Source organism: uncultured Roseovarius sp., assembly GCF_963972555.1.
In the GTDB taxonomy this organism is placed as follows: Bacteria; Pseudomonadota; Alphaproteobacteria; order Rhodobacterales; family Rhodobacteraceae; genus Roseovarius; species Roseovarius mucosus.
On record NZ_CAXAUM010000003.1, the window covers coordinates 63629 to 88011 of the forward strand.

25 protein-coding genes are annotated in these 24383 nt (G+C 62.6%); 13 read left to right on the forward strand and 12 right to left on the reverse strand.

The features are described 5' to 3' along the window. The first annotated feature begins 4 nt into the window (after positions 1-4). The 3 genes from AACZ65_RS03715 to AACZ65_RS03725 are packed head-to-tail and all read left to right on the forward strand — an operon-like array spanning position 5 to position 1104. Entirely contained in the window at positions 5-247 is a 243-nt protein-coding gene (locus AACZ65_RS03715) for a hypothetical protein (RefSeq protein WP_297540204.1), read from the forward strand. Between the two features lie 3 nt (positions 248-250). Further along, entirely contained in the window at positions 251-490 is a 240-nt protein-coding gene (locus AACZ65_RS03720; protein ID WP_339668146.1) for a GlsB/YeaQ/YmgE family stress response membrane protein, read from the forward strand. A 47-nt stretch (positions 491-537) separates the two neighbouring features. Next, on the forward strand, positions 538-1104 hold the full coding sequence (locus tag AACZ65_RS03725) for a hypothetical protein (protein ID WP_339668148.1): 567 nt from the start codon (positions 538-540) through the stop codon (positions 1102-1104). A gap of 16 nt (positions 1105-1120) precedes the next feature. Here the strand turns inward: AACZ65_RS03725 and AACZ65_RS03730 are convergent, their stop codons facing one another. From AACZ65_RS03730 to AACZ65_RS03745, 4 genes are all read right to left on the reverse strand, one after another. Then, positions 1121-1711, reverse strand: a complete 591-nt coding sequence (locus tag AACZ65_RS03730; protein WP_339668150.1) for a hypothetical protein — start codon at positions 1709-1711, stop codon at positions 1121-1123. Between the two features lie 76 nt (positions 1712-1787). Next, positions 1788-2411 carry a trimeric intracellular cation channel family protein gene (locus AACZ65_RS03735; RefSeq protein ID WP_339668152.1) on the reverse strand — a complete coding sequence of 208 codons (624 nt, stop codon included), beginning with the start codon at positions 2409-2411 and terminating at the stop codon, positions 1788-1790. Further along, entirely contained in the window at positions 2408-2875 is a 468-nt protein-coding gene (gene rnhA, locus AACZ65_RS03740) for a ribonuclease HI (protein WP_037273746.1), read from the reverse strand. Before rnhA ends, AACZ65_RS03735 begins: the two co-directional genes overlap by 4 nt. Then, a complete protein-coding gene (locus tag AACZ65_RS03745) occupies positions 2875-3327 on the reverse strand; it encodes a DUF3429 domain-containing protein (RefSeq protein WP_339668156.1) in 453 nt (150 codons plus the stop codon). Before AACZ65_RS03745 ends, rnhA begins: the two co-directional genes overlap by 1 nt. Before the next feature lie 105 nt (positions 3328-3432). Here AACZ65_RS03745 and AACZ65_RS03750 point away from each other — a divergent pair, with 105 nt between their 5' ends. Next, a complete protein-coding gene (locus tag AACZ65_RS03750) occupies positions 3433-4845 on the forward strand; it encodes an FAD-binding oxidoreductase (protein WP_339668158.1) in 1413 nt (470 codons plus the stop codon). A gap of 12 nt (positions 4846-4857) precedes the next feature. Here the strand turns inward: AACZ65_RS03750 and AACZ65_RS03755 are convergent, their stop codons facing one another. Further along, positions 4858-5823 carry a fatty acid desaturase gene (locus tag AACZ65_RS03755; protein ID WP_339668160.1) on the reverse strand — a complete coding sequence of 322 codons (966 nt, stop codon included), beginning with the start codon at positions 5821-5823 and terminating at the stop codon, positions 4858-4860. Between the two features lie 108 nt (positions 5824-5931). Here AACZ65_RS03755 and AACZ65_RS03760 point away from each other — a divergent pair, with 108 nt between their 5' ends. Further along, a complete protein-coding gene (locus AACZ65_RS03760; protein ID WP_339668162.1) occupies positions 5932-6795 on the forward strand; it encodes a helix-turn-helix transcriptional regulator in 864 nt (287 codons plus the stop codon). 122 nt (positions 6796-6917) lie between these two features. Here AACZ65_RS03760 and AACZ65_RS03765 read toward each other — a convergent pair whose 3' ends face one another. From AACZ65_RS03765 to AACZ65_RS03795, 7 genes are read right to left on the reverse strand one after another with little or no spacing between them, the layout of a single operon-like run. Next, positions 6918-7334 (reverse strand): hypothetical protein, encoded by a 417-nt coding sequence (locus AACZ65_RS03765; protein ID WP_037273754.1) that lies wholly within the window; start codon positions 7332-7334, stop codon positions 6918-6920. Then, positions 7331-8665 (reverse strand): FliI/YscN family ATPase, encoded by a 1335-nt coding sequence (locus AACZ65_RS03770; protein ID WP_339668166.1) that lies wholly within the window; start codon positions 8663-8665, stop codon positions 7331-7333. Before AACZ65_RS03770 ends, AACZ65_RS03765 begins: the two co-directional genes overlap by 4 nt. Then, positions 8662-9441, reverse strand: coding sequence for a FliH/SctL family protein (locus AACZ65_RS03775; RefSeq protein WP_339668168.1), 780 nt, complete (start codon positions 9439-9441; stop codon positions 8662-8664). The genes AACZ65_RS03770 and AACZ65_RS03775 overlap by 4 nt, the downstream gene beginning before the upstream one ends. A gap of 13 nt (positions 9442-9454) precedes the next feature. Next, positions 9455-10492 carry a flagellar motor switch protein FliG gene (gene fliG / locus AACZ65_RS03780; protein ID WP_339668170.1) on the reverse strand — a complete coding sequence of 346 codons (1038 nt, stop codon included), beginning with the start codon at positions 10490-10492 and terminating at the stop codon, positions 9455-9457. Then, the gene (gene fliF, locus AACZ65_RS03785) at positions 10489-12183 is read right to left on the reverse strand and encodes a flagellar basal-body MS-ring/collar protein FliF (protein WP_339668172.1); all 1695 of its coding nucleotides are present in this window, start codon (positions 12181-12183) and stop codon (positions 10489-10491) included. Before fliF ends, fliG begins: the two co-directional genes overlap by 4 nt. A gap of 31 nt (positions 12184-12214) precedes the next feature. After that, positions 12215-12541 (reverse strand): flagellar hook-basal body complex protein FliE, encoded by a 327-nt coding sequence (gene fliE, locus AACZ65_RS03790; RefSeq protein WP_339668173.1) that lies wholly within the window; start codon positions 12539-12541, stop codon positions 12215-12217. Positions 12542-12553: 12 nt separating this feature from the next. Further along, complete coding sequence (locus tag AACZ65_RS03795) at positions 12554-13690, reverse strand: sigma-54 dependent transcriptional regulator (protein WP_339668174.1); 1137 nt, start codon at positions 13688-13690, stop codon at positions 12554-12556. Positions 13691-14054: 364 nt separating this feature from the next. Here AACZ65_RS03795 and AACZ65_RS03800 point away from each other — a divergent pair, with 364 nt between their 5' ends. The 8 genes from AACZ65_RS03800 (at position 14055) to AACZ65_RS03835 (ending at position 24314) form a co-directional block, all read left to right on the forward strand. Next, positions 14055-14363 (forward strand): hypothetical protein, encoded by a 309-nt coding sequence (locus AACZ65_RS03800; protein ID WP_008279897.1) that lies wholly within the window; start codon positions 14055-14057, stop codon positions 14361-14363. A gap of 139 nt (positions 14364-14502) precedes the next feature. Beyond that, entirely contained in the window at positions 14503-15714 is a 1212-nt protein-coding gene (locus tag AACZ65_RS03805; RefSeq protein ID WP_339668181.1) for a chemotaxis protein CheW, read from the forward strand. Continuing rightward, complete coding sequence (locus AACZ65_RS03810; protein ID WP_339668183.1) at positions 15714-16523, forward strand: protein-glutamate O-methyltransferase CheR; 810 nt, start codon at positions 15714-15716, stop codon at positions 16521-16523. The genes AACZ65_RS03805 and AACZ65_RS03810 overlap by 1 nt, the downstream gene beginning before the upstream one ends. Further along, complete coding sequence (gene cheB, locus AACZ65_RS03815) at positions 16523-17650, forward strand: chemotaxis-specific protein-glutamate methyltransferase CheB (RefSeq protein ID WP_339668185.1); 1128 nt, start codon at positions 16523-16525, stop codon at positions 17648-17650. Before AACZ65_RS03810 ends, cheB begins: the two co-directional genes overlap by 1 nt. 2 nt (positions 17651-17652) lie before the next feature. Then, positions 17653-18174, forward strand: a complete 522-nt coding sequence (locus tag AACZ65_RS03820) for a chemotaxis protein CheW (RefSeq protein ID WP_339668187.1) — start codon at positions 17653-17655, stop codon at positions 18172-18174. A 243-nt stretch (positions 18175-18417) separates the two neighbouring features. Next, positions 18418-20076, forward strand: a complete 1659-nt coding sequence (locus AACZ65_RS03825; protein ID WP_339668189.1) for a methyl-accepting chemotaxis protein — start codon at positions 18418-18420, stop codon at positions 20074-20076. A gap of 70 nt (positions 20077-20146) precedes the next feature. Continuing rightward, positions 20147-20551, forward strand: coding sequence for a response regulator (locus AACZ65_RS03830; RefSeq protein ID WP_037273780.1), 405 nt, complete (start codon positions 20147-20149; stop codon positions 20549-20551). Between the two features lie 34 nt (positions 20552-20585). After that, a complete protein-coding gene (locus AACZ65_RS03835) occupies positions 20586-24314 on the forward strand; it encodes a chemotaxis protein CheW (protein ID WP_339668191.1) in 3729 nt (1242 codons plus the stop codon). Positions 24315-24383 lie beyond the last annotated feature (69 nt).

Here is a 24383-nt window from a genome sequence, read left to right on the forward strand (position 1 = left end):
CGCGATGTTCATGCAACTCTTTGGCACGGTGGTGATCGCGGGCATCGTCGGCTATGCGAGCGAGAAAACCGGCTTTACCCGCAACGGCTATTTGCCGTCGATCATCATCTGCATCGGCGGTGCATTTCTGTTTTACTTTGTCCGGATCATGTTCGGCATCCGCTTTGGCGCGCCGGGGATTGATGCGATCCTGTCCTCGGTGGGGGCGCTGATCATCGTGCCGACCCATTGGCGCAAGGGGAGGTAAGGCATGGGCATTGTCGGGCTCTTGATCGTGGGGATTGCAGCGGGCTTTCTGGCGACGCGGCTGATGCGGGTCGAGATGGGCGTGGTACCCACCATCCTGATCGGGATAGCGGGCACGTTGATCGGGGCGGTGGTCATTCGCATGGTGCTGATGATCACCGGCTTTCTTGGCGGGCTTGTCGGTGCGGTTCTGGGCGCGATGCTGCTTGTCTGGCTCTACCAGACCTATCTGGGGCGCAAGTAGGCGCGTGTTTATAAAAAATCAAAAAAATGTGAATCTGGAGTCAGTCAATGCGCGTTCTTGCTTACCTTCCGTTGGTCTTTTTGCTGGGATGTTCCCCGAATGCGAATGAAGCCGTTCCCGGCATTGGCCCGAGTTCTCTAATCATCGAGAATCCTAATCCTGTTGCGCACGGTCAGGCAGACATCCTTGTTAATCTGAGACCTGTATTGACGGGAGGCGTCGTTGAGCGAATGACCGTAGAGTTCAGCTTTGCGCAGAGTCGTAATCGGTCGATACCACGGCTGGCTTTGCCCGAGGCAGACCGGGCGAAGCTGGAGCAAGAGTTGGCGAAAGAGGCACGCGCAGACAAACCTGTGATTCAAAAATACGGTGTTGCGGTTGCGCGCAATACCTATTGCCGGACCGGTTCGATCGGCCTGAATCGCAAAGGTAGAAGCTTTACAAGCGCATCGGATATACAGGCGGTCATGAACGCGAATGGCGGCAGGATACTTGGCGGGAGAGTCCCGCCAGGCCTGTCAGGCGAGCCGATTCCTCCAGTGGAGTATCAATCCCTCATGGGCTTGAATGCTTGGCATGTCAGTCTGACTTGCAATGCACCTACTCCATATTGAGCAAGCGATTGGCCGATCATAGATGCGGCTGCACTGCGACACCTGTCTTGCGTTGCAAAGAGCGAAAATCAAGTTCTTCGTCGCGGGGCAACACGAAGGGAATCTGACCGGTGGACAAGCGATAGGGATCCCCTTTGGTGTATTGTTCCTCGGCCCAGATGAAATCGGCAGCACGTTGGCAGGACCAGTTTCCGCCAAACGTTCGCGTCGCCGGGTTGAACGTGGCTGACGGATAACGAAAGCAGATTTCTCCTCCGTTCTGGCGGTCGGATTGGGTCTTCCATTCGCCAACGACGAGCTGAGTGTTTCCTGGATACCATAGGTATGCGCGTCCCCCTGAGGACATGTACTCGATCTGGGTTCCGTGTTGCGTGCTATAGTCCAGATGTGTGGAGTCGGAATATCTGGCTCTGAGTCCTGCGGCCTGAAAAACGGACCTTGGATAGCGGCCAAGCTCAGCCTTTTGGCGCTCGATCAAGTCAGCGCCGTGATTCGCTTCGCATGCTGCGAGTACCAGCAGAAAAATTATCAAATTCTTCTTATATATTCGCTTGTGAGGGCGGCTCTCGCTGGGTGTTGCGGCTGCTTTTTTGTCAGGTGTTCGCATTTTCGTTCTCAGTTTGAGACCATAAAAGAAGGATCTGCCATCAATACAAGTTTTTCGCTCACCCGTAAGTCCTGCCTTAAACCCGTGGTGGACGCGGTCGATAGACCGGCAACCGCCAGCCAAGAACAAGCGACCCTGCGCGCAACGCCCAAGTGAGCGCGGCGCAGGTGCTCAGGATAAGCAGTGGATCGCTGGTGAGCGTCGCCACCAGAACAGCGCCGAGCGCCCCGGCAAAGGCGGCGGTCACGTAAAGCTCTCCCTGCTTCAGCACCAAGGGCACCTCGTTGCAGACGACATCGCGCATGAGCCCGCCCATGCAACCCGTGACCATCCCCATCAGCACCACGATCACGGGGCTTTGCCCCATGACCATCGCGGCACTCACCCCCGCGGGCACCGCCACGGCAAGCGCGAAACTGTCGAGCCAGAGCAGGAGACGATAGCGGCTTTCGACCAGATGGGCAGTGAAAAATACCAGGAGTGCCGCGCCGCAGGCGATCAGGATATAATCCGGATTGCCCAGCCAAAAGACCGGGTTGCGATCCAGAAGCACATCGCGCAGCGTGCCGCCGCCCACTGCCGTCAGGCAGGCGATGAAGGCAAATCCAACGATGTCGAGTTGCTGGCGCGAGGCCACAAGCGCGCCGGTCAGCGCAAAGATCAAGACCGAGGCGTAATCAAGGAGAAAGAGCGCGCTCATCCCTTGGCCTTGCCCGGCTTGAACGGGGCCATGCCGGCGCGGGCCAATTCATCGGCGCGCTCGTTTTCGGGGTGTCCTGCGTGGCCCTTGACCCATTCCCATGTGACGGTGTGGCGTTTCTGCGCCTCGTCCAGACGCTGCCATAGCTCGACATTCTTGACCGGCTTCTTGTCGGCGGTGCGCCAGCCGTTGCGCTTCCATCCGTGCATCCAGCCGGTCACGCCGTTTTTGACATAGGCGCTGTCGGTGACAATGGTGATGGTCGAGGGGCGCGAGAGCGCCTCGAGCGCGGCAATGGCGGCGCAAAGCTCCATCCGGTTGTTGGTTGTGTCGGCCTCGCCCCCGGAAAGCTCTCGCTCTTTGAGCACGGTATCGCCCTCCATGGCGCGCATCAGAACGCCCCAGCCGCCGGGGCCGGGATTGCCGGAACAGGCCCCGTCGGTATAGGCGTAGAGCGCGGGCATCAGAGCAGCACCCCCACGGCAAGACAACCGATCACCACCGCCGTCAGAAGCACCCGCAGCGCCATCCACCACGGCGGTGTCAGGCCCCATCGCGAAAATTGCCAATCAAGCGCCAAGAGGCCTGCAAACCCGAAGATAAGGCTCATTCCCGCCGAGGTTGGCCCACCGCCGGTCATGAAAAACGCCCAGAGGGCCGGGATGACCGAGAGGCCGTAGCAGACACCTGCCATCGTGCCCGTCGCCCGCGTGGCGAACCCCCAGAGCACGCCCGACATGAACGACAGGATCACCGCGCCGTAAAAGAGCATCACATAGGGCCCGGCAAAGCGCGGCCCGATGGTCTGTGCCGTGTAGAGGCCGAGGTCGGGCAGAAACACGGTCAGGGCCCCCCAAAGGAAGGGCAAGAGACCGGCAAGGCCAAGAAACAGGGGGGCGCGGGGGATCATCTGCATGGCGCGCAAAATGGCCCGAGGGGCGCGTGGAGGCAAGAGGGAAAGCCGCACTTGCGCGCGCGACAAAGGGCTGGACCGCTACAGGCAACGTGATAGGTAAATTCCATGAGCCTGAACCCCGCCACCCCCGAATTCATCGACGCGCTGCGCGCGCGCCTGCCTGCGCCCGCGTTTCGCGACGCAACCCCCGGATATTTCGAGGAACCGCGCGGACGATGGCAGGGGCAGGGCGTGGTTCTGGCCCCCGGCAGTACCGAAGAGGTGGCCGAGATCGTGCGTGCCTGCGCTGCGGCGCGGGTGCCGGTGGTGCCCTATGGCGGGGGCACGGGGCTTGTCGGCGGGCAAATCGCACCCGAGGGGCCGCGCCCCGTGATCCTGAGCCTTGAGCGGATGCGCGCGGTACGGGGTATTTATCCGGCCGAGAACGTGATCGTGGTCGAGGCAGGGGCGATCCTGCAAGATATTCACGAGGCCGCCGCCAAGGTGGACCGGCTCTTTCCTCTCAGCATCGCTGCCCAGGGATCGGCGCGGATTGGCGGAAACCTTGCCACCAATGCGGGCGGCGTAAACGTGTTGCGCTACGGCAATGCGCGCGATCTATGTCTGGGGCTTGAGGCGGTCATGCCCGACGGGCGCATCTGGCATGGCCTCAAACGCCTGCGCAAGGACAACACCGGCTATGATCTGCGTAATCTCCTGATCGGCTCCGAGGGCACGCTCGGGGTGATCACCGCCGCAGCGCTCAAGCTGTCTCCGCGCCCCGCGGGCGAGGGCACGGCGCTCATGGTGGTGGACAGCCCGCGCGCCGCGCTTGACCTCTTGGCACTGGCGCGCGACCGGGTGGGCGAGGGGGTGAGCGCATTCGAGATCATGCATCGGGCCGGGCTGGAGTTTCTGGCCGAGACCTTGCCCGACATCCGCCAGCCCTTTGCCGAGATGCCGGAATGGTTCGTGCTGATTGATGTGGGGCTGGCCCGTGGGCTTGATCCGGCCTTGGCGCTCGAGGGGCTATTCGCCGAGGCATTCGAGGCGGGGCTGGTCAGCGATGGGATCGTTGCGCAATCCGAGACGCAGCGCCATCAGTTCTGGGAGGTGCGCGAGCAAATTCCCGAGGCGAACCGCCGTATCGGGTCGATCAGTTCACATGACATTTCGCTGCCGATGTCAGAGATCCCGGATTTCATCGCAAAAGGCGCCAAAGTGATTGCCCGGATCGGGGCGTTCCGGATCAACTGTTTCGGGCATCTGGGCGATGGCAACCTGCATTACAACGTCTTTCCCATGCCGGGGCGCAGCCGCGCGGATCACGTGGCCGAACGCGACGTGATCAAGCGCGCGGTGCATGATCTGGTGCATGAGATGGGCGGGTCTGTCAGCGCCGAACATGGTATCGGGCGGCTCAAGGTCGAAGACCTGGAGCGCTATGGCGATCCGGTAAAGCTGGACGCGATGCGCGCGATCAAGGCGGCGCTTGACCCTCTGGGGATCATGAATCCAGGCGCGGTGCTGCGGGGGTAGAGCCCGGCCCCGTTATGCGTCGCCGTGAGACCGCCCTTGCCACAGAGGGTGCGGCACCGGGTCCTTGGCGCGCCAGAGATGGGCACGGAAGATTTCCGCATAGGAGCGATAGACATAGCCATCGTTGCGGCGCAGGTAATGATCACGCCGTGCCGCATAGAGGGCGGGCAACTGATACCATGGCACCTCGGGGTGCATGTGATGCACCACATGCAGGTTGTTGTTGAGGAACAGCAATGCCAGCGGGCCGCGATCCTCGATCACCACGGTGCGGCCACTGGCGCGCTCATGGGCGCGATGCTCCAGAAAAGTGCGGATTTTCAGCACCGCCACGCCAAGCCAGACCGCCAGCAGATAGGCCCAGACCGGCATCGGCGCGAACCAGAGCCACAGCAGCACGAGGCCAACCGCCGGAATATGCCAGAGCCAGGCGTCGCGCACCGCGCGGTCACCAGCACGGACCGCCTGCCAATCGGCACGTAGGAACGTCACCTGTGCCACCAACGGGCCGATCAACATCCGCCCCGCCAGCGTATTGTTGAGCCGCAGGACCAGCCGCACCGCGCGCGGCAGGCGCGCCCAGACGGCGGGATCCAGGTAGTTTGCCTCGGGGTCGTCATAGGGGTCGGTGAGGCATTCCTCGCGGTGATGCGCAAGATGGCTGTCGCGGAAGCGCACATAGGGGATCACGAGGCAAAGACAGGGAAAGATCAGCGTTTCATTCAGCGGGCGGGAGCGGAAGGGGTGTCCATGCAGCACCTCGTGGCAGAGCGAAGAATGGAGCGCGATGGCAAGGGCAGTCACGACAATGCCAAGTGGCAGCGCCAAGGTGGAGGCCGCAGTGGTACCAAAAACCCAGGTCGCATAGCAGAGCGCCAAGAGCCCGAGCGTGGGCCATTCCACGCGAACGTTCTGCCGTGTCTTGGGTGGCAGTCCGGTGGTTTCGGTGAGAGCTGCGGGCTGCGAATGGGCGCGCATTCAGTGTCCTTTTGATACGTAATATGGCGTGACATTCGTTTCTATTTCCTGAGCGCGCCATTTCGGAAATGGTTAACATTTCTCCGCATCTGTGATAAAAATCATCATATGATAAAAAATATCGACAAACGCTTGCGCGCCAGCCTGTTCCGCACCCGGCTGGCTGAGGCGATGCGCCTGCGCGGCAGCAATCAGAGCGTCCTGGCGCGGACCATCGGCGTGGATCGCTCGACCGTGTCGCAACTGCTCAAGGGAGATGCCGCGCGTCTGCCCAATGCGCAGGTAGTAGGGGAATGTGCCTCGGCCTTGGGCGTGTCGGCCGATTGGCTCTTGGGGTTGACCGACCGGCCCGAGACGGCCGCAGACATGTTGGCCAACACGCTCTCGCTGACGGAGGCACCGCGCGCCTTGGTGGATGAACAGATTTTCGCCTGGCACAAGGAGGCGGCGGGCTACAAGATCCGCCATGTGCCGGCCGCCTTGCCGGATATGCTCAAGACCCGCGCGATGCTGGAATGGGAATATGCGCCACATCTGGGCCGCTCGACCGATCAGGCGATCGGGGCGTCCGAGGATCGCATGGCCTGGATGCGGGCGGCGCGGTCGGATTACGAGATCGCCTTGCCGCTCTATGAGATCGAGAGTTTCGCGCGGGGCGAGGGCTATTATCGCGGATTGTCCGCAGGTCTCAGGCGGGCACAGTTGGATCATCTGATTGCCACCACGACGCAGCTTTATCCGCGTCTGCGGCTTTACCTCTATGATGCGCGGCGGGTTTATTCGGCACCGATCACGATCTTTGGGCCGCTGTTGGCGGTGCTTTATCTGGGGCGCAATTACATGGTCTTTCGCGACACTGAGCGGATACAGGCAATGACGCTGCATTTCGACGGGCTGGTCCGCGAGGCGGGCGTTACGGCGCGGGCCATTCCGGAGCATCTGCGCGGCGTGCGCGACGGGTTGGTGCGGTAGGGCACCATGCGTCTGATCGTGTTTACGTCGCCCCGGCTCCCAAGCTGGGGCCTCCAAGTTGCCTCGACGAGGTCCCGGGTCAGGCCCGGGACGGGCGTGGTTTCGATGGGGCGCAACACGCTCTAGCGCGTGCGCCGGGGCAGGGTGGCGTTGTCTTCTGCCTCGGCGCGGGCCACATGCAGGGCGCGGCGGCTAAGGTCGGCGCGCTCTTGCAGGATCTGTTGGCGGCGCTGGTGCTGCGAGAGGTCCTGTTCCACCGCGGCGCGTTCCTGACGTGTGCGGGCCATCTGGCTGCGCGTCGCCTCAAGCTGTTGCACGAGGGTGCGGCCCATGAAATGTGCGGTGCTCAGTTGTCCGGGGGTCATCGGTTCGGCCGGGGCCTGTGCACTCTGATCGAGCATTTGACCCAGACGGTCAGCCATGTCGAATTGCTGCATTTCCTGTTGGCGCAGATGGCCAAGCTGCATCGAGAGATGCCCCAACTCGCGGTTTTCCTGACGCGCCATCAGAGTCAGGAGGCGGTGTTGGCGCGCGCTCATGCGGCACCCCCTGTCAGGGCGCAAAGGGCGCTGATGCTGTCCTCGAGGCTGGCGGGCTCGTGGATGTCCTGCCGGATGAAGTTTTCGATCCGGGGCCAGAGGGCAACGGCCTCGTCAAGCGTTGCGTCCTGACCGGGGGAATAGGCACCCATCAGCATCATGTCGCGGTTCTCCATGTAAAGGGCAATGAGGCGGCGCAGGCGCAGCGCGGCTGCGTGGTGGGGTTTCTCGGCGATGTCCTTCATCACACGGCTTACCGATTGGGTAAGGTCGATGGCCGGATAGATGCCCATCTGCGCCTGATTGCGCGAGAGCACGAAATGCCCGTCGAGAATGGCGCGGGCGGTGTCGACCACGGGGTCATTGGTGGTGTCGTCGCCATCGGCCAGAATGGTATAGAATGCGGTGATGCTGCCCTGACCGGGCAGGCCGGGACCGGCACGCTCGATCAGGCCCGGAATCATCGAGATGACCGAGGGCGTATAGCCCTTGGCGGTGGGTTGTTCGCCAAGCGCCAGACCGATTTCGCGGCGGGCATGGGCCACGCGGGTAAGGCTGTCCATGATCAGCATGACCTGTTTGCCCTGATCGCGGAAGTATTCGGCAATTGCGGTGGCGCGATGCGCCGCGCGCAGGCGCAGAAGCGGCGAGCGGTCCGCGGGCACGGCCACGACGCAGGTCTTGGCGCGGTTCTCGCCGGTCATCACCTTGGCGACGAAATCACCCACTTCGCGGGCGCGTTCGCCGATCAGCCCGACGACGATCACATCGGCAGAGGTATAGCGGGTCATCATCTCGATCAGAACGGATTTGCCCACGCCAGAGCCTGCGATGATGCCAACGCGCTGACCGCGCCCCACGGTGAGGGCCGCGTTGATCACGCGCACGCCTACATCAAGGGGGGCATCGACCGGTTGCCGCGCGAGCGGGTTCTGTTCGCGCCCCGAGAGCGGGCGGGTGTCGGGGCAATCGGGCGGGCCAAAGCCGTCGAGCGGCGCGCCTTCGGCGTCGAGCACGCGGCCCAAGAGGGCGTCGCCCATGGCGGCATTATGGCCTCCGCGCATTTTATGTACCTGACAGCCATGGGTAATCCGCGCGCCGGGTTGATCGAGAAAGAGCAGGTTGCGGCCATTGGCAAAGCCCACGATTTCACCTGTGGCACCCTTGCCATCCTCGGTATCTATCCGGCAGCGGGTGCCGGGGCTGGCGGGAAAGCCAGCACATTCGAGAATGAGACCATCATAGCGCAGCACCTGGCCCGAATAGCCGGGGGGCGGTACTTCGGTCATGGCGTCGGTTGCCTGCGTGAGACGTGCTAGTAGGTCGGTCATGCCAGCCCCCCGTTGCGTTCGCCGATCGCGTCGGAAAAGGTGATCTCGTCCATGCGGATGCGTAAATCACCGCGACCGAGCGTTGTGTCGGGCGAGAGCCGACCTTTGGCCAGTGGGCTGAAATCCTTGATGTGCGGCTTGATCGCCAGGAGGTCGGCGGGGTTCATCAGCACGACGGTTCCTTCGGCCCCGGCGGCGATCTGATGGGTGATCTTTTCGATCCGGCGCAGAAAGGGACGAGGAGCCTCGTCAATCTTCTGCCCGGCGCGCTGGGTGGCCAAGTTGCGCACGGCCAATTCCAGCTTTGTGGTCAGGTCCGCGAGACGCTCGTTTTCCGCGCTGGTGAGGCGGGTGACGGCGGCGGTGAAGGCGTCGCGCGCCTCGGCGATGTCTTGTGCCGCAGTGGCGCGGGCCTCGTCCAAGGCGTCGGCGCGCGCTTTGGCGCGGGCGGCCTCGATCTCCTGCATCGCGGCAGCGTGGCCTTCGGCCCAAGCGACGCGGCGCTCGGCCTCGATGTCGAAAGTGGGCGGTGGCGGTGCGGGGGTGAAGGTGGCGGCGGTGGGTTCGGGCGCTGTGTCGACGGGCGCGGTTGCGGGCTCTGACGTCTGCGCGCGCAGGGGACGCACCACGGCCTGCGGGGCAAAGCCGCTCTCGGACTGTGCCACAGGCTTGGCGGGGTCACGGCGCTGGAATTGCTGAGAGGAGCGGCGCACAAGTGTCAGCAGATCCTCAGGCGTGAGCGCGCCGGGCTCAGGGGGGAGGTCAGGGGCGGGCATGGCGGTCATGGTCTCAGACCATCTTTTCGCCGCCGCGTCCGGCGAGCGTGATCTTGCCCTCGTCCGACAGGCGGCGGGCGACGGTGATGACCTGCTTCTGGGCCTCTTGCACCTGGCTCAGGCGCACCGGGCCCATGGCCTCCATCTCGTCCATGATATTGGCGGCGGCGCGGGCCGAAACACAGCCCAGAAGCTTGTCGCGCAGGGTGGGATTGGCCCCCTTGAGGGCGAGAATCAGAATGTCGCTCTCGATCTCGCGCAGCACGGTTTGCAGGGCGCGTTCGTCGGATTTGATGAGGTAATCGAACACAAAGAGGTTGTCCTGAATATCCTCGGAGAGCGTTTTGTCATCCTTGCGGATGTCCTTCATGATCCGCTCTTCCATGTCCTGACGGGTGAAGTTCATGATCCGAGCAGCGGCCTTGACGCCGCCGATCTGCGAGGCGCGCAGGGTGGTGTTGGCCTTGAACTTGGCGCGCATCACCTCTTCGAGGTCGCGCAGCGCCTCGGGTTGCACGGTGTTGAGCGTGGCGATGCGGCGGATGATTTCGGGCTGGGCCTCGGGCGGCAGCAGTTTGAGCACTTCTGCCCCCTGGGCATAGTCGAGCGAGGCGATGACCAGCGCCATGATCTGGGGATGTTCATCCTGGATCAGTTCGGCTACGGCAGAGGGGTCCATCCAGTCGAGAATTTCAATCGGGCGTTCGCTGTTGGAGGGCACGATGCGCGAGAGCACTGATTGCGCCTTGTGCGCGCCAAGCGCCTGATCGAGCACTTGCCGCACATAATTACCCGCGCCAATGCCGATTCCGGTCTGATTGCTGACCAGTCCGAGAAATTCGTTGAGCACGGCATCGACCGTATCGTGATCGACGCCTTGCACGGTGAACATCGCCTCGCCCAACACCTGCACTTCGGACGGGGAGAGGGCGCGCAGAATCTGGGCGGCGGTCTCTTCGCCAAAGACCATCATCAGAATGGCGGCTTTTTGTACCGGGGTCAGGTCGGCACCGGGGCGGGCACCGGCAGGGGCAGGCAGCGCGAGGGTCATGGACGGTCCTCACCAGTGGGGGCTATCATGGATTTGAAGACGCCTGCGATACGGTTGGTCTCGGCCCCTGCCATCTGGCGCAGGAGGTCGATCTTTTCCTCATAGGTGATGGCCCCGTTGAGATCTTCGGCGTTGGGCGCTGCGGTCTCAAGGCGCTGGCGCAGGGCAGACAGGCTCTCGCCACGGGGTACTTCGATGGCGTCGCCATAGGTCATGCCGGTGGTGGCGGTGGTGGCCCCGACAGGCGGGAGCAGGCGGTTGAGGATCGGACGCACAACACCCAGCACGATGATGCCAAAGAGCGCCAGTTGTGCGAGGGTTCGACCCAAAGTGGGCAGCCAGGCGGCGTCGTACCAGCGTTCGGCAGAGATCATCGACGGGGCAACGACAAAGGGCGCACTTGCCACGGTGACGATATCGCCGCGGGTCTCGTCAAAGCCGATGGCGGAGCGGGTCAACGCCTCGATTTCCGCGAGCGGCACGGCCTCGGGGGCAGGGGCGGCATCGCCGTCGGCGGGGGTTTCGGGCGTGGGCAGGCGGTGCAAGAGCACGGCGGCATGCACGCGGTTGATCTGCGCGGTCTGCGGCTGGCGGGTTTCTACCCGGCGGCTGACCTCGTAATTGCGGGTCGAGGAAGTGGCGCTGTTGGTGGTGCCGTTCTTGGCCGCTTGGCTGGCGGCGTCGGCCATCTGCGCCTCATTGGGGGGCGTGTTGGCGACAGCACCGGGAATGCCGCCAGCTTGAGCGCCGGAGGTTTGCTGGCTGCTGCTCTGCTCGCTGCGTAGGGCGGTGTCGGGCAGGTATTCTTCGCTGGTGATTTCAGAGCGGGTGAAATCCATATCCAGCGTCACCTCCACGGCGGCATTGCCTGCGCCCACGATGGGCGTGAGGAGCGCCAGCACCCGGTCGCGGTAAACGGCTTCCAGTCTTCGCTGATGCTGCATCTGGCGGTCGGCTTCGGCCTGCACCGGGTCTTCTTCGGGGCTGGTCAGAAGCGTGCCTGTCTGGTCCACGACCGAGACATTGCCGCGCGGCATGTCGGGCACGGCGGCGGCAACAAGGCTGACAATGGCACGCACCTGTGACTGATCGAGGGTCATGCCGGGGGCAAGTTCCAGGAAAACGGACGCGCGCGGCGGCTGACTGTCGCGGACAAAGGCGCTGCGTTCCGGCAAGGCCAGATGCACGCGGGCAGCGCGCACCGGGCGCAATTCCTGGATCGAGCGGGCAAGGTCCAGTTCCTGCATCCGGCGCAGGCGGGCGGATTCGATCTGGCGCGATGTGCCCATGGGCATCTCGTCAATTGCCGACATGCCGTCGGTTGCCCCTGCGGGCAGGCCCTGGGTGGCCAAGAGCATCCGGGCGCTGTGAAACTGATCGGCGGCCACGGTGAGAGCGCCAGAGGAGGGGTCAAGCTGCGCGTCCATACCAGCGGCGGTCAACGCGTCGAGAGCACGGGATTTCTCGGCCTCGGGCAGACCTGCGTGCAGGGTCACGCGGTCGGCAGGGGCCAGCAACAGCCATGCCGCCAGCCCAAGTGTCACGACCAGCAGCACGCCAATCGCGGGCAGGGCGCGGCGCAAGGCCGGCTGGGCCATGAACCCATCCATGCCCGAGAGCGCGAGGCGCGCACGCTGCACAAGCGACGTGGCGCCAGCCTGAGCCGGGAGAGTGGTTTGCTGTCCGTCCATAGTCTCTACTTCCGTGGTTCTCGTCTGAGGCTCAGACCGGCATGTTCATGATGTCGCGATAGGCGGTGAGCGCCTTGTTGCGGACCTGCATCGTCATCTGGAACCCAAGCGACGCGACCTGTTGTTCGACCATCACGGCAGCGAGGTTCTCGGTGCGCCCGGTCTCAAAATCGCGGGCGACCTGTGCGGCCTTGCCCTGTTGGGCATTCACGCTCTCGACCGCCTTGCCCAACCGTTCGGCAAAGCCCGGCCCCTGCGCGTCGGCCATGGCGGTCGGGCGCTGAATAGGGTCAGGGCGAGATGCCGCCTGCGAGGCGTGCATCATGCTGACGGAAGAGGAGATGCCGGTCAGGCTCATGTCAGGTCAGGATCAGGCGGCGAGAGAGGCGAAAACTGCGGTGGGGAACGCGGCGGACAGAGAGGTGGGGCGGGCAACAAGCATGATGTGTTCAGGTGCAATCACCATGCCATCGGCCAGAACCAGCGCGCGCTGCATGACGTTTTCCAGTTCGCGCACATTGCCGGGCCAGGAATGACCGGCAAGGATGTCGCAAGCCTCGGGTGACAAAAGCGGCGTGGGCAGGCCCTCGGGTGTGTGGCGGAGCAGCATCGCTTGGGCCAGCACCGGCACGTCCTGCGGACGCGCAGAGAGGGCCAGCGTTTCCAGCGGGAACACGTTGAGGCGATAGTAGAGGTCTTCGCGGAAGGTGCCGCGCGCGATTTCGGCCTCCATATCGCGGTTGGAGGTGGCGAGGATGCGGACATCGACCGCGGCTTCGGTCTGGCTACCGAGCGGGGTCACGACCTTTTCCTGAATGACGCGCAGGAGTTTGGCCTGAAGCGCCATCGGCATTTCGGAAATCTCGTCAAGGAGCAGCGTGCCGCCATCTGCGGCGCGCAGATAGCCCTTGTTGGCGGTGTTGGCACCGGTGAAGGCCCCTTTTTCATGGCCGAAGAGCAGGGCTTCGAGCATGTTCTCGGGGATTGCGGCGCAGTTGATGGCGACAAAGGGCTTGTCAGCGCGGGGCGAAGCCGCATGGATCAGGCGCGACAGCACTTCCTTGCCGCTGCCGGTGGGGCCGTTGATAAAGACGCTGACGTCAAAGCGGGCAACGCGGCGGGCCATGTCGATGAGAGCGCCCGAGTTCGGATCGGCGGCGACCATAGTGCCAAAAGGGGCTGCCAAGAGATCGGCCACGGCCATCAGAGCTGCATCGCGCAGAGCGGGCAGGCCGCTATCGGGCAGCGATACGGTCAGCATGCGCCCGCCCAGATCCTCGCGCAGGGCAAATTCTGCGGCCTGACCTTCGATCACCACGATGCGTTTCGCCCCCAACTTGCGGGCGAGTTCCACCAGCGCGCGCTGGTCGGTCACGGGTGCGCCCTGAACGAGCGTGTGACAGGTGGGCTGATAGCCGATGCGGACATTCAGACGGCGCCCGTCGAGCAGCGCCTTGAGGGCCTGTGCTTGAGGGAAATTCGCGGCGGTGATGCAGATGTCGGCCATGGGAAACCTCGTTGATTGCGATATGAAATCTGTAAGCAGGGATCATGCCATGCGGGCTTTGGGGCCATTTGGACCGCAAAATTGGCCAATCGCGTGGGATTGCGAGGAAATTTGGCTCTCAGAACCGGGAAAACGTCGCAAATCCGACGAAAACGGGGAATGTCGACCGTTGTCTGTCGAAGCTTCGTCGCCCGGGGAGATGTTCGACGCTGTCCTTTGGGTCGCTTTACACTTTCACCGCAGTTTCTCGCCAAAAGCGATCATCTTCGCTCCAAAGATACTCGGGAGATATGTCGCCAGGGCGCTCACATTTTTGAGCAAGGGTCCGTTTGGAAACTCAGAAGAGCTCAACTGGTAGGCAACAATGTTATCGAAAACGTATCATCTCAAGTTTCCAAGCCTCGATGCGGCACAGATCGCGGCCCCTTTCATCACGGAGATTCTGGGGAATGCGATTCCGGAATGCCGTATCTCAGGCTTGACCGTCATGATTGGCAAAGAGGGTGACATTTCCGTCAACCTGTTCTTTCCAAGTATCGCGGACCTCAAGAATTTCGAAAAGAAGCACGGGGGCTTTATCCAGACGATGAAGAAAACCTTTCTCTTTCGATCTACCGGATTCGAGGGCGTCTGTATTTTCAATTTCGATGGGAATGCCGAAGATGCCGCCTGACGGCGCTTCGTAGTCTGGCACGCCGGTTGCAGTCCTGCGTGCAGATGTCACCGGCAATCAAGCCGACAGTTTGAGAAAGACCTGATCACATGGCGAGTGTGTTCCCAAACAAACTGTGTCCTGAACGAGGGCCGCAGGCATGACGGCGCGTGCAGAGCAGGTGCCCGAGCAGGCCTCGGGCGGCGCGTTGTTGCGCGTTTCGTCAGATAAGATCGGGCGCTTGATGGACCTCGTGGGAGAGTTGTCGCTGTCGGTATCCGAAACTATCAACGCGCCGGAACTGGCCAATCTCGACCTTGTGGGGTTCGAGGCGGCCGCGCACCGCCTGTCGATGATCGTAGGCGAGGTGCAGGACGCCGCGAGTGAACTGCGGTTGGTGCCGGTGGATGAGGTGTTTCGCAGGCTCAAGCGCATGGTGCGCGAATTGCAGCGCGAGACCGGAAAACAGATCGACCTCGTGATGCGTGGCGAGGATACATCAATCGACAAGCTGGTGGCGGATCGACTTTACGATCCGCTGCTGCATGTGGTGCGCAATTCCGCCGATCATGGGCTGGAGCCGCCGGCCGAGCGCGAGGCGGCGGGCAAATCGCCTGCGGGGCGTATTGTCCTGTCGGCCGCGCAGGTGGGCAGCGAAGTGCGGATTCAGGTGATCGACGACGGTCGCGGGCTGAACCGGGATAAAATCTTGTCCAAGGCGCGCGAGCGGGGTCTGTTTGGCCCGACCGAAGAGCCCGAAGATGCCGCCGTCTGGAAGGCGATCTTCGAACCTGGCTTTTCAACCGCCGAGTCGGTGACGACCCTGTCGGGGCGCGGCGTGGGTATGGATGTGCTCAATACCACGATGAAGGACCTGCGCGGGCGCATCGGGGTGCAGAGCGAAGAAGGCAAAGGCACAACCGTGTCGTTGCATATTCCGGTGTCGCTGGCGTTTTTAGATAGCGTGATCCTGCGGCTGGGCACGCAGCTCTATTGCGTGCCGATCGACGACATTGCCGAGATCGTCAAACCCGGCTTTGGGGATCATCTGGCCTTGGCCGCCGAGGGTGGGTGCGAAATGCTGCGGCAGCGGGATCGGTTCATTCCGGTCTGCCGGTTGGAAAAATTTTTCGACGGCATGCGCAGTGAACTGCCGCCGTTGTCGGAAATGGTCTTCATCGTGTTCGAGTCGACCTCTGGACCGATTGCCGTGCCGGTCGATGAAATTCTTGATCGTCAGCAGGTGGTGATGAAGCCGCTTGAGGGCACGCTGACGCGGGTGCGCGCGAGCTGGGGCTTTGCGCTCTTGTCCTCGGGCGAGGTGGCGATGGTGCTTGATTGCGAGCGGCTGGCTAACGGAGGCGGGCGTTGATGCAGGTCCATGCGGATCAGGCCGGATTCGAGCAGCTGCGCGATTGGTTGAGCCGCCGCTGCGGGATCACCTTTGGCCCGTCCAAGGCCAATTTGCTGCGGCAGCGAATGGAGCGCGTTTTGCGGCGGTTCGGACTGCCTGATCTGAACCATCTGGCGCGTGAATTGGACCGCGCAGGCGCGCAGGACCTTCAGCTTGCGGTGCTGCATGCGGCCTCAATCAACCATACCTATTTCTTCCGCGAGATCGAGGTATTGGACAATTTTATGGATCTGGCCTTGCCCGAACTCAAGGAGCGCCCCGAATTCCGGTTCTGGTCGGCTGCCTGTTCCAGTGGGGAGGAGGCCTATACGCTCGGGATCATGCTGGCCGAGCGGTTGGGGTCTGGCGTGCTCAACCGCACGCATATTCTGGGCACCGATATCAGCGAGCCGGTGGTCGAGCGGGCCGAGTTGGGCATCTATTCCGCCCGTCAGTTTTCGCAGACCGACCCTGCGCGGGTGAAGCGCTGGTTCACGCCTGCGGGGCTGGATCAATATCGGGTGGCACCTGAATTGCGCCGGGCTTGCACCTTTCGACGCATGAACCTCAAGGCGACTCCCTATCCGTTCAACCGCCCGTTTCAGGCCGTCTTCTGCCGCAACGTGCTCTATTATTTCGACCGGGCCGATCAGGTTGCCACGGTGAATGCCCTCTATGACGTGGTCGAGCCGGGTGGCTGGCTGATCACCTCTGTGACGGAGTCCGTGCGCCAACTGGGCACCCTCTGGGAGCCTGTCGCCACCGGTCTTTACCGAAGGAGGTCATAATGACCCGCTCTGCTGCACCCGTAACGGTGCTTGTTGTCGATGATTCAAGTTTCTTCCGGCGTTTCTTGACCCGGACCCTTGGTGCTGATCCTGGTATCGAGGTGATCGGCGAGGCCGCGAGCGCCGAAGAGGCGTATGACTTTGTCATGGTGCGCCGCCCGGATGTAATCACGCTCGATCTGGAAATGCCGGGGCTTGGCGGTATGGAATTCCTGCGTCAGACCACGGCGCGGCTGCGTATCCCGACCATCGTGGTGTCCTCGACAACCCAGCTTGGGGCGCGGCGCAGTATCGAGGCGCTGGAGGCCGGGGCGGTCGATGTGATGCCCAAGCCGCAAGGCGTGGCACCGGGCATGATGGACACGATCGCACTGGCAACCATAGCTGCGCGTGTGCGGGCGGTGGCGCAGGTCGATATGCAGCGGATGCAGACCTCGGTCGCGGTTGCCGCGCCAGTGTCGTCGCAAGTCCTTGCGACACCTGTGCTGTCGCGTGAGTGGGTGATCGCGCTTGGGGCCTCGACGGGCGGGGTGCAGGCGCTGGGCACCGTCTTGCAGGCGTTGCCTGTCGATTGCCCGCCTGTCGTCATTGTTCAGCACATGCCCGCCGGCTTTACCGAGGCTTTTGCCCGACGGCTCAATGCGACCTGTGCCATCGAGGTGCGCGAGGCGCGACAGGGCGACCGGCTCAGCCCCGGTCTGGCCCTCATTGCGCCGGGAGGTGAGCGGCATATGCGCCTGCGCCGTGCCGCTGCGGGTGGCTTGGCGGTCGAGGTGACGGCAGGCAATCCGGTTTGTTATTCGACGCCGTCGATCGACGTTCTGCTGACATCGGCCGCTAAAGTTGCTGCGCCGCGCCTGAGTGCCGCTGTGCTGACCGGTATGGGCAGCGACGGTGCCAACGGACTGCTGGCCGCGCGACTCGCCGGGGCGCAGACCTTTGTTCAGGACGAGGCCACATCGCTGGTCTACGGCATGCCTGCGCGCGCGTGGGAGAGAGGGGCGGCGCTGGCACAAGTGCCGCTCGACCAGATGGCGGAGAAACTGCTGGCTTCGGTTGGCACGACATCTGCAACCCAGCGGGCAACTGCCGCCCCGGCCCCCCGACTGACCCATAGAGGAGTCTGACCATGACTAAAACCGCGTTAGCCGATACGCAGACACCACAGAACGAGCTCCAGGCCGAGCCGTCGGATTCCATCGACACCATGTATCTGACCTTTCCGATCGGGTCCGAACTCTACGGGGTGTCGATCGGAGTTGTGACCGAGATAGTCGGGTTGCAACGGATCATGAGCGTGCCGGACGTGCCGCATTACATCAAGGGTGTGATCAACCTGCGGGGCAAGGTGATCCCGCTGATGGATGTGCGGCTGCGCTTTGGCATGCCGGACAAGACCTATGATGACCGCACTGTGGTGATTGTGCTGCAAGTGAGCGATGCGCCGGTGGGTCTGATTGTTGATGGCGTCAACGAGGTGCTCGACATTCCGGCGAGCCAGATTGACCGGACACATAGTTTCTCGGGCTCCGAGGGCCGCAGCCTTGTGTTGGGGTTGGGTCGTCTGGAGGAGCGAGTGGCGATCCTGCTCAATGTCAACCTTCTGGTCGAGGATGACGCCCTCATCCCGCCGATGATGGCCGAGGCCTGATCCATGGCTACCCCAAAGTCCAATCCCCGGAATACTGATCAGGAACCCGTTTTCACGTCTCGGTCGGCATCAACGCCGACGACCGAGACACCTTCCCCCCAGCCCGCACCGGACCAGCCCACCGGCGATACACTCAGGAATGACCAGATGAACAAAACAACGAATGATGTCCCGTTTTGGCAGAGCGCTGCCGCGTTTTATGACCAACTGACAAACCCTGTCATGATTGCGGACTCGGACTTGGTGATCCATTATGCAAATGGCGCAGCAATCTCTGCATTTGAGGCGTTAGAGCCTATCATACGTGAGCAAATGCCGAACTTTCGGGCCAATTCGATTATTGGCACCTGCGTTGACGAATTCCACGCCAAGCCAAGCCATCAACGCCAAATGCTGGCGCGGCTGACAGAGCCGATGTTCTCCAAGATTGAAATGAAAGAGGTTATGCTTGCGCTCTCTGCGGTCCCAATAGTCGGCGCGACCGGTAAAACCGAGGCGTTCCTTGTGGAGTTGCAAGACCGCAGCGAACAGCAACGCTTGGGGGCTGAACAGAACCTTATCATGAGCCAGTTCCAAACGCTGCTGACTCAGATCGCCCATATGGCCGAAGAACACAACAAGGGCGATATTGAGGTCAAGATCGCGGCTGATCTGTTTCAGCTTCCGGAGGTGCACGAGGCGGCCAATCTGATCAACGCCATGGTGAAGGCCCATATCGACACCAAGAAACTGGCGATGAATGTGGTCGAGGAGTTTGGCGAAGGTAATTTCGATGTGCCCTTCCCGCAGATGCCGGGCAAGAAGGTGTTTCTCAACCATATCATAGAGAAGGTGCGCGGTAATTTCCGTGGCGTTGTGAATGAAATTCGCACGCTGTCGGACTCCATCGTTGCGGGTAATCTTGACGTGCAGGCGGATCTGTCCAAGTTCAAAGGGGAATACCGCAGCGTGATCGAGTCCTTCGAGCAGGCCTTTGGCAGCCTCAACAGCGCCTTCGCGGTCATTGCTGAGCAGGTGGATCAGGTCGCAACCACGGTCAATCAGGTGGCCCATTCGAGCCAGACCCTCTCGACCAATTCTCAAGTCGCCTCGGCTTCGGTCGAAGAGGTGTCTGCGTCGGTCAACCAGACCGACCAGCAGGTGCGCGCAAATGCCGAGTCGACACAGAATGCGTCGAAATACGTGAACAGCGCCGTGGGGCTGGCCGATCAGGGTGCCGCCAAGATCAAGGACATGGTCACAGCCATGCATGGCATCAAGACCTCGTCACAGGACATCGCCAAGATCATCAAGGTGATTGACGAAATCGCTTTCCAGACCAACCTTCTGGCGCTGAACGCGGCGGTCGAGGCGGCGCGGGCGGGACAGCACGGGCGCGGCTTTGCCGTGGTGGCACAAGAGGTGCGCAACCTTGCGGGACGGTCCGCCAAGGCGGCGCGCGAAACTTCGGATCTGATCGAGGACGCGTCGAACCGGGTTAATGCAGGTGTGCGGATCGCCGATGAAACCTCCGAAGCCTTTACCGGCATTTCCCAACAGATCACGCAGGTCAAGGAAATCGTCGAAGAGATCGACCGCTCTGGGGCCGAGCAATCGCGCGGTGTTGCGCAGATTTCGATGGCCATGTCCGAAATCGCCAAATCTGCACTGGATACCAGCCAGCAGGCAGACGAACTCGCCGCCGGAGCCGCCGAGATGAGCGCGGCGACCCAGCAGATGAAAGAGGAAATCGGTCGCTTCAAGCTGCGTCGTACAGCTACGGCCATGCCGATGAGCGGGTTCAATGGCCTCACGCCTGAGATGTTGGCGCAGATTCAGGCGATGATGAGCGGCAAGCCCAACGGGCGTGTCAACGGCGGTGGATCGCTCGATCTCGACGCACGCGGCTTTAACGGCTTCTGATGGGGCGGGGCAGGGGCGGCGCGGTGCCGCTTTCTGCTCGTTCAGTTCCAGATAATTCGGAGAAAAGACAATGGTTTACAATGTGATGGTGGTGGACGATGCCGCAATGATGCGGCTCTACATCTCCAGCTTTCTGAAATCGCGCAAGGATTTCAAGCTGGTGGCACAGGCCGCCAATGGGCAAGAGGCGCTGGACAAGTTGCCAGATCTGCCGGACCTCGACCTGATCCTGCTCGACATCGAGATGCCGGTGATGGACGGGCTTGAGTTTCTGCGTCACGCCAAGCTCAAGACGCGGGCCAAGATCTGCATGCTGTCGTCGGTTACAGTGCAAGGCTCGCCCCTGGCGGCCAAGGCACGCGAACTGGGTGCGGATGGGGTGGTTTCCAAGCCCTCCGGCACGGTGTCGCATGACCTAGAGGAAAAGACCGGAGACGAGTTGACGCGCGTGATGCGGGCGCTGGTCGGGGCCTGAGGGCCACAATGCAACCCACTGGGCGGGTGACACCATGATGGATGAGATGGACGAAATCTGGATGCTGTATGCCGATGACGGCGCGCAGTCCCTTGACGCAATGGAAGCGGCGCTCGATGCCCTCGAAGGGGGCAAAGGCGACATGGGCGCGCATATCGGCGCGCTGTTCCGGGCCGTCCATACCTTCAAGGGCAACTCTCGCGTGCTGGGATTGGCGCAGGTCGAGGGTTTGGCACATCTGGCCGAGGATCTGATCGGGCTGGTGCGTGACGAAGGTGTGCCGCTGAGTGCTGAGATCACCGATATTCTGATGCGCACCGGCGATGCGCTGCGCGGCATGCTCGAAGAGACAGCCGACACCCGAGCCGATGTGGAGCCGGGCCCGACAGCTGGGCTCAAGCAGGATTTGCGCACGATGATCGGGCGTTTGACAGGGGGAGAGGCCGACGCGGTCGCGCCCGCGCCGCAGGACGAAGTTGTCCCACAGGTGGATGCCGCCGAAGAAGTGCCCGCACCGAAACCTGAACCTGAACCGGCATCAGCCCCCAAAGCCAAGGCCCCCGTCTTTGACATGGGACTGGCTGGTTTGCTGGATCAGTTGGACGGAGGCGACGGCGCGGATTTTGACGAATTCGAAGGCGATGATGACGAGCTGGAGTTCGAGCCGGAGGACGAGTCAGAGCCTGAAGCCGAGCCTGAAGTCGAAGAGGCCTCAGCGCCCGAAGTTGAGCCGGAGGCGGGGCCAGAACCCGAACCCGCGCCGCAGGTCAAGACCGTGGCCGAGGTGACAGAGGGCAAGCTCTTGGCACCCGACCCGGAGCATCACAAGATTTTCAACGAAATGGCCGAAAAGACCTGCGCCGCGCTCGATGCGCTGGTCGCGGATTGGGCCGATGACTCCGGCCCGAGCGCCGCGCGCAAGCAGGCGGACAACCTGCATTATGCCGCCGGGCAACTGAACTTTGCCGATTGGCTGGCCTTGTTGGAGCCGGTCCTGAGCGGAGATGCGCCGGACCTCGCCGCAACGCGCGACCTGAGTGCCGCGATCCGCCGCCTGTTGAGCGGGGAGAGCGCCGCGCCTGAGGTTGCCGAAGAGCCCGCCCCCGAACCACAGCCGATGCCAGAGCCCGCCGCCGATGTGGTCCCAGAGCCGGTTGCAGAGCCCGAACCCGCACCGAAACCCGAAGCGGAAGCCAAAGCCGCGCCGGTCAAGAAGGCAGCGGCGCGGCCCAAGCCCGTGGTCGAGGTCACGGAGGGCAAGCTACGGGCCGATCAGACCTATCACCAGATCTTTGCCGATATGGTGGCCAAGACGCTTGAAAAACTGGACGCGCTCTGCGCGAATTGGTCGGAGGACTCCAGCCCCGCCGCCCTGCGCAAGGAGGCCGATGGTCTGCGCTATGCCGCGCAACAGCTTGATCTGGCCGGTTGGGTCGCGCTGCTCGATCCGATGGCCGAGGCCAAGGGCATTGGCCACGCCGCGGCAAAAGGCCATGTTGCGGCGTTGCGCGCGCGCGCAGCGCAAGATTTTGGCGGCGCTGACGCCGCCCCGGTGCAAACGCGCGGCCCAATTGATCCGGCCGCCGATGGCCGGGCTTTTTTCCAAGCTGTCGCAGAGCTTTACCCGCTGATTGCCGATCAGGGCACGCGGATGGGGGGCGATACGCCCTGCACAATGGACGAGCGGCGCGACCTGGCCGAGCGTATTGCCGATCTGGCTGCGCCGCGCGGATACGTGCGGTTGGTTGACAGCGCCCACAGGCTGTCACAAGAGCCGGCGGGCCATGCGTATCGCGCTGCTGAACTGGCGTTGTATGAGGAATTGGTCAGCGTCGAGCGCAGTTTACCCGCGTCGGTGTTCGATACCGAGATGATGCCACCAAGCAAGCTCTTGGGCGCTTGGTGCGTTGAACATATCTTTGAGACGCTGCAAAGCCTGCGCAAGGGAATGGAGGCGCGCAGCGTCGAGGCGGGGGCCAACTGGTTCCCGGCGTTTGACACATTGATGCGGCAGGTGCATTTCGCCTGTCTGAATTACCGGATCGACACGGCCTCGCAACTTACGATGGCGCTGATCGACCTCTTCGCGCGGGTGCGCGTCGACCAGAAGGCCCCGGATGTGATCCTGCTTCAGATGGGGCGCGGGTTTGTCGACACGATGGAACTGGTGTTCGATGCGCTGGATCAGGGGGATACGCCCGATACCTCGCGGATTGAAAAGATGTTCGAAGAGGCGACCAACGCCTGTTTCGTGGCCAGCGGCGTGATGACCGCCAAGAGCATCGAATCGCGATTGGGCCTGCCGCCGGAATTCCACCGGGTGATGTCACCGGAGAGCGTCAAGACCGCCCATGAGGCGATCAAGGAGGGCATGCATTTCTACGTGCTGCGGGCTGACCTGAATGACGATGATGCACTGGCGCAGGGGTTCCTTGAGTGGATCACCACGGGCGTCGTGCGGATGATCACCAACGTCACGGTGTTTCTGGACAAGGCCACGCTGTTTGATTTCCTCGTGGCGTCAAGCCTCGAAGAGGACCGGATGGTCGAGCGGCTCGCGATGCTGGATCCGACAGGCACGCGGCTGATGATGGCGCAGGCTCTCAAGGTGCGCGAAGCACCAGAGGCCGCAGCGGCAGAGCCCGACACGTTTGATCTCATCCCGATGTCGGATGTGGGCGACAGTCTGGCCTTGCTCGAGGCGGTGGGGGCTATCTCCGCCAGCCACGCGCAGTTGGAGCATGAGCTGACACAGCTTGCTTCGGTCGATCTGGTGCAGGATGTGATGGAGGCGCTGCGCGCCGCTGGGGTGGGCGAATTGGAGCAGCGCGTGCGCTCGGTCCTGCGCGACCGGCTGGACCAGCACCATCTGCGACTTCAGGAAATCAGCGAGTCGGGCGCGCAGCTTTCGGCAGAGTTGTCGCATCTGCAACAGGAAAGCGTGGCGCAACGGTCGCGCCCTGCCGAAGTGCTGTTGCGCCCGCTCAAGGCCTATGTGGCCACGCGCGCGCGCAAGATCGGTGTCGATGCTTCTGTCACCTATGTCGGCGGCGACGCGATGCTCGACCAGATGTTGATCGAGGAATTGCGCGGGCCGCTCAAGACTCTGGTCAATCTGCGGCTGACTGGGGAATATCCCGCATCGCGGTTCCATATATCGGTCGAGGCCGAGAGCGATCACGTGCGGGTCGAGCTGACCGATAACAGTCCCGAGGCTCCGGCTTCCCCTGCCTATGCCGCGCTGGCCGATGAGATGGTTCGCAAGAAGGGCGCGCTGCGCCGTGTCAGCCTACCTGCCGGGGCTGGGGTGCGATTCCATCTGCGGGTGCCGCAGCATATGATTGTGCTTGATGGTATGGTGGTGCGGGTGGGGCATGTGCGCTATGTGCTGCCCGTGGATGCGATTCACCGTATCCTTCAGACCGACCGCATCTTGCCGGTGTCGGCCTCTGGGGCAACACGGATGCTCAATATCGATGAGGGTGCGTTGGTACCGGTGCATCCGTTGATGCCCGAGACCGCAGAGGTGGCGCGCGGCGCGCGACTCTATGTGGTGGTAAGCAGCAATGAGACGCGCATCGCAATCCCGGTTGATGAGCTCTTGGGTCAGCAGCTTGTGATGCTGCGTCCCTTGCAGGGCGTTTTGTCCGGGATGCGCGACATGAGCGGTATCGCTGTCCTCTCGGGGGGCGAGGTGGGCATGGTTGTGGCCGTCAGCGCCTTGGTTTCGGGTGATGAGCGCAAGGCCAGCGTCGCGGCCTGAGGCCAGGCCCCGGCAGGAATACTGCCGGGGCTAACATCCTGACGTGATTTGCCGTTTTGAAAAACACAT

Coding starts and splice junctions, on each gene's coding strand:
- AACZ65_RS03715 (WP_297540204.1), top strand. CDS start 5: ATGTTCATGCAACTCTTTGGCACGGTGGTGATCGCGGGCATCGTCGGC.
- AACZ65_RS03720 (WP_339668146.1), top strand. CDS start 251: ATGGGCATTGTCGGGCTCTTGATCGTGGGGATTGCAGCGGGCTTTCTG.
- AACZ65_RS03725 (WP_339668148.1), top strand. CDS start 538: ATGCGCGTTCTTGCTTACCTTCCGTTGGTCTTTTTGCTGGGATGTTCC.
- AACZ65_RS03730 (WP_339668150.1), bottom strand. CDS start 1,711: ATGCGAACACCTGACAAAAAAGCAGCCGCAACACCCAGCGAGAGCCGC.
- AACZ65_RS03735 (WP_339668152.1), bottom strand. CDS start 2,411: ATGAGCGCGCTCTTTCTCCTTGATTACGCCTCGGTCTTGATCTTTGCG.
- rnhA (WP_037273746.1), bottom strand. CDS start 2,875: ATGCCCGCGCTCTACGCCTATACCGACGGGGCCTGTTCCGGCAATCCC.
- AACZ65_RS03745 (WP_339668156.1), bottom strand. CDS start 3,327: ATGCAGATGATCCCCCGCGCCCCCCTGTTTCTTGGCCTTGCCGGTCTC.
- AACZ65_RS03750 (WP_339668158.1), top strand. CDS start 3,433: ATGAGCCTGAACCCCGCCACCCCCGAATTCATCGACGCGCTGCGCGCG.
- AACZ65_RS03755 (WP_339668160.1), bottom strand. CDS start 5,823: ATGCGCGCCCATTCGCAGCCCGCAGCTCTCACCGAAACCACCGGACTG.
- AACZ65_RS03760 (WP_339668162.1), top strand. CDS start 5,932: ATGATAAAAAATATCGACAAACGCTTGCGCGCCAGCCTGTTCCGCACC.
- AACZ65_RS03765 (WP_037273754.1), bottom strand. CDS start 7,334: ATGAGCGCGCGCCAACACCGCCTCCTGACTCTGATGGCGCGTCAGGAA.
- AACZ65_RS03770 (WP_339668166.1), bottom strand. CDS start 8,665: ATGACCGACCTACTAGCACGTCTCACGCAGGCAACCGACGCCATGACC.
- AACZ65_RS03775 (WP_339668168.1), bottom strand. CDS start 9,441: ATGCCCGCCCCTGACCTCCCCCCTGAGCCCGGCGCGCTCACGCCTGAG.
- fliG (WP_339668170.1), bottom strand. CDS start 10,492: ATGACCCTCGCGCTGCCTGCCCCTGCCGGTGCCCGCCCCGGTGCCGAC.
- fliF (WP_339668172.1), bottom strand. CDS start 12,183: ATGGACGGACAGCAAACCACTCTCCCGGCTCAGGCTGGCGCCACGTCG.
- fliE (WP_339668173.1), bottom strand. CDS start 12,541: ATGAGCCTGACCGGCATCTCCTCTTCCGTCAGCATGATGCACGCCTCG.
- AACZ65_RS03795 (WP_339668174.1), bottom strand. CDS start 13,690: ATGGCCGACATCTGCATCACCGCCGCGAATTTCCCTCAAGCACAGGCC.
- AACZ65_RS03800 (WP_008279897.1), top strand. CDS start 14,055: ATGTTATCGAAAACGTATCATCTCAAGTTTCCAAGCCTCGATGCGGCA.
- AACZ65_RS03805 (WP_339668181.1), top strand. CDS start 14,503: ATGACGGCGCGTGCAGAGCAGGTGCCCGAGCAGGCCTCGGGCGGCGCG.
- AACZ65_RS03810 (WP_339668183.1), top strand. CDS start 15,714: ATGCAGGTCCATGCGGATCAGGCCGGATTCGAGCAGCTGCGCGATTGG.
- cheB (WP_339668185.1), top strand. CDS start 16,523: ATGACCCGCTCTGCTGCACCCGTAACGGTGCTTGTTGTCGATGATTCA.
- AACZ65_RS03820 (WP_339668187.1), top strand. CDS start 17,653: ATGACTAAAACCGCGTTAGCCGATACGCAGACACCACAGAACGAGCTC.
- AACZ65_RS03830 (WP_037273780.1), top strand. CDS start 20,147: ATGGTTTACAATGTGATGGTGGTGGACGATGCCGCAATGATGCGGCTC.
- AACZ65_RS03835 (WP_339668191.1), top strand. CDS start 20,586: ATGATGGATGAGATGGACGAAATCTGGATGCTGTATGCCGATGACGGC.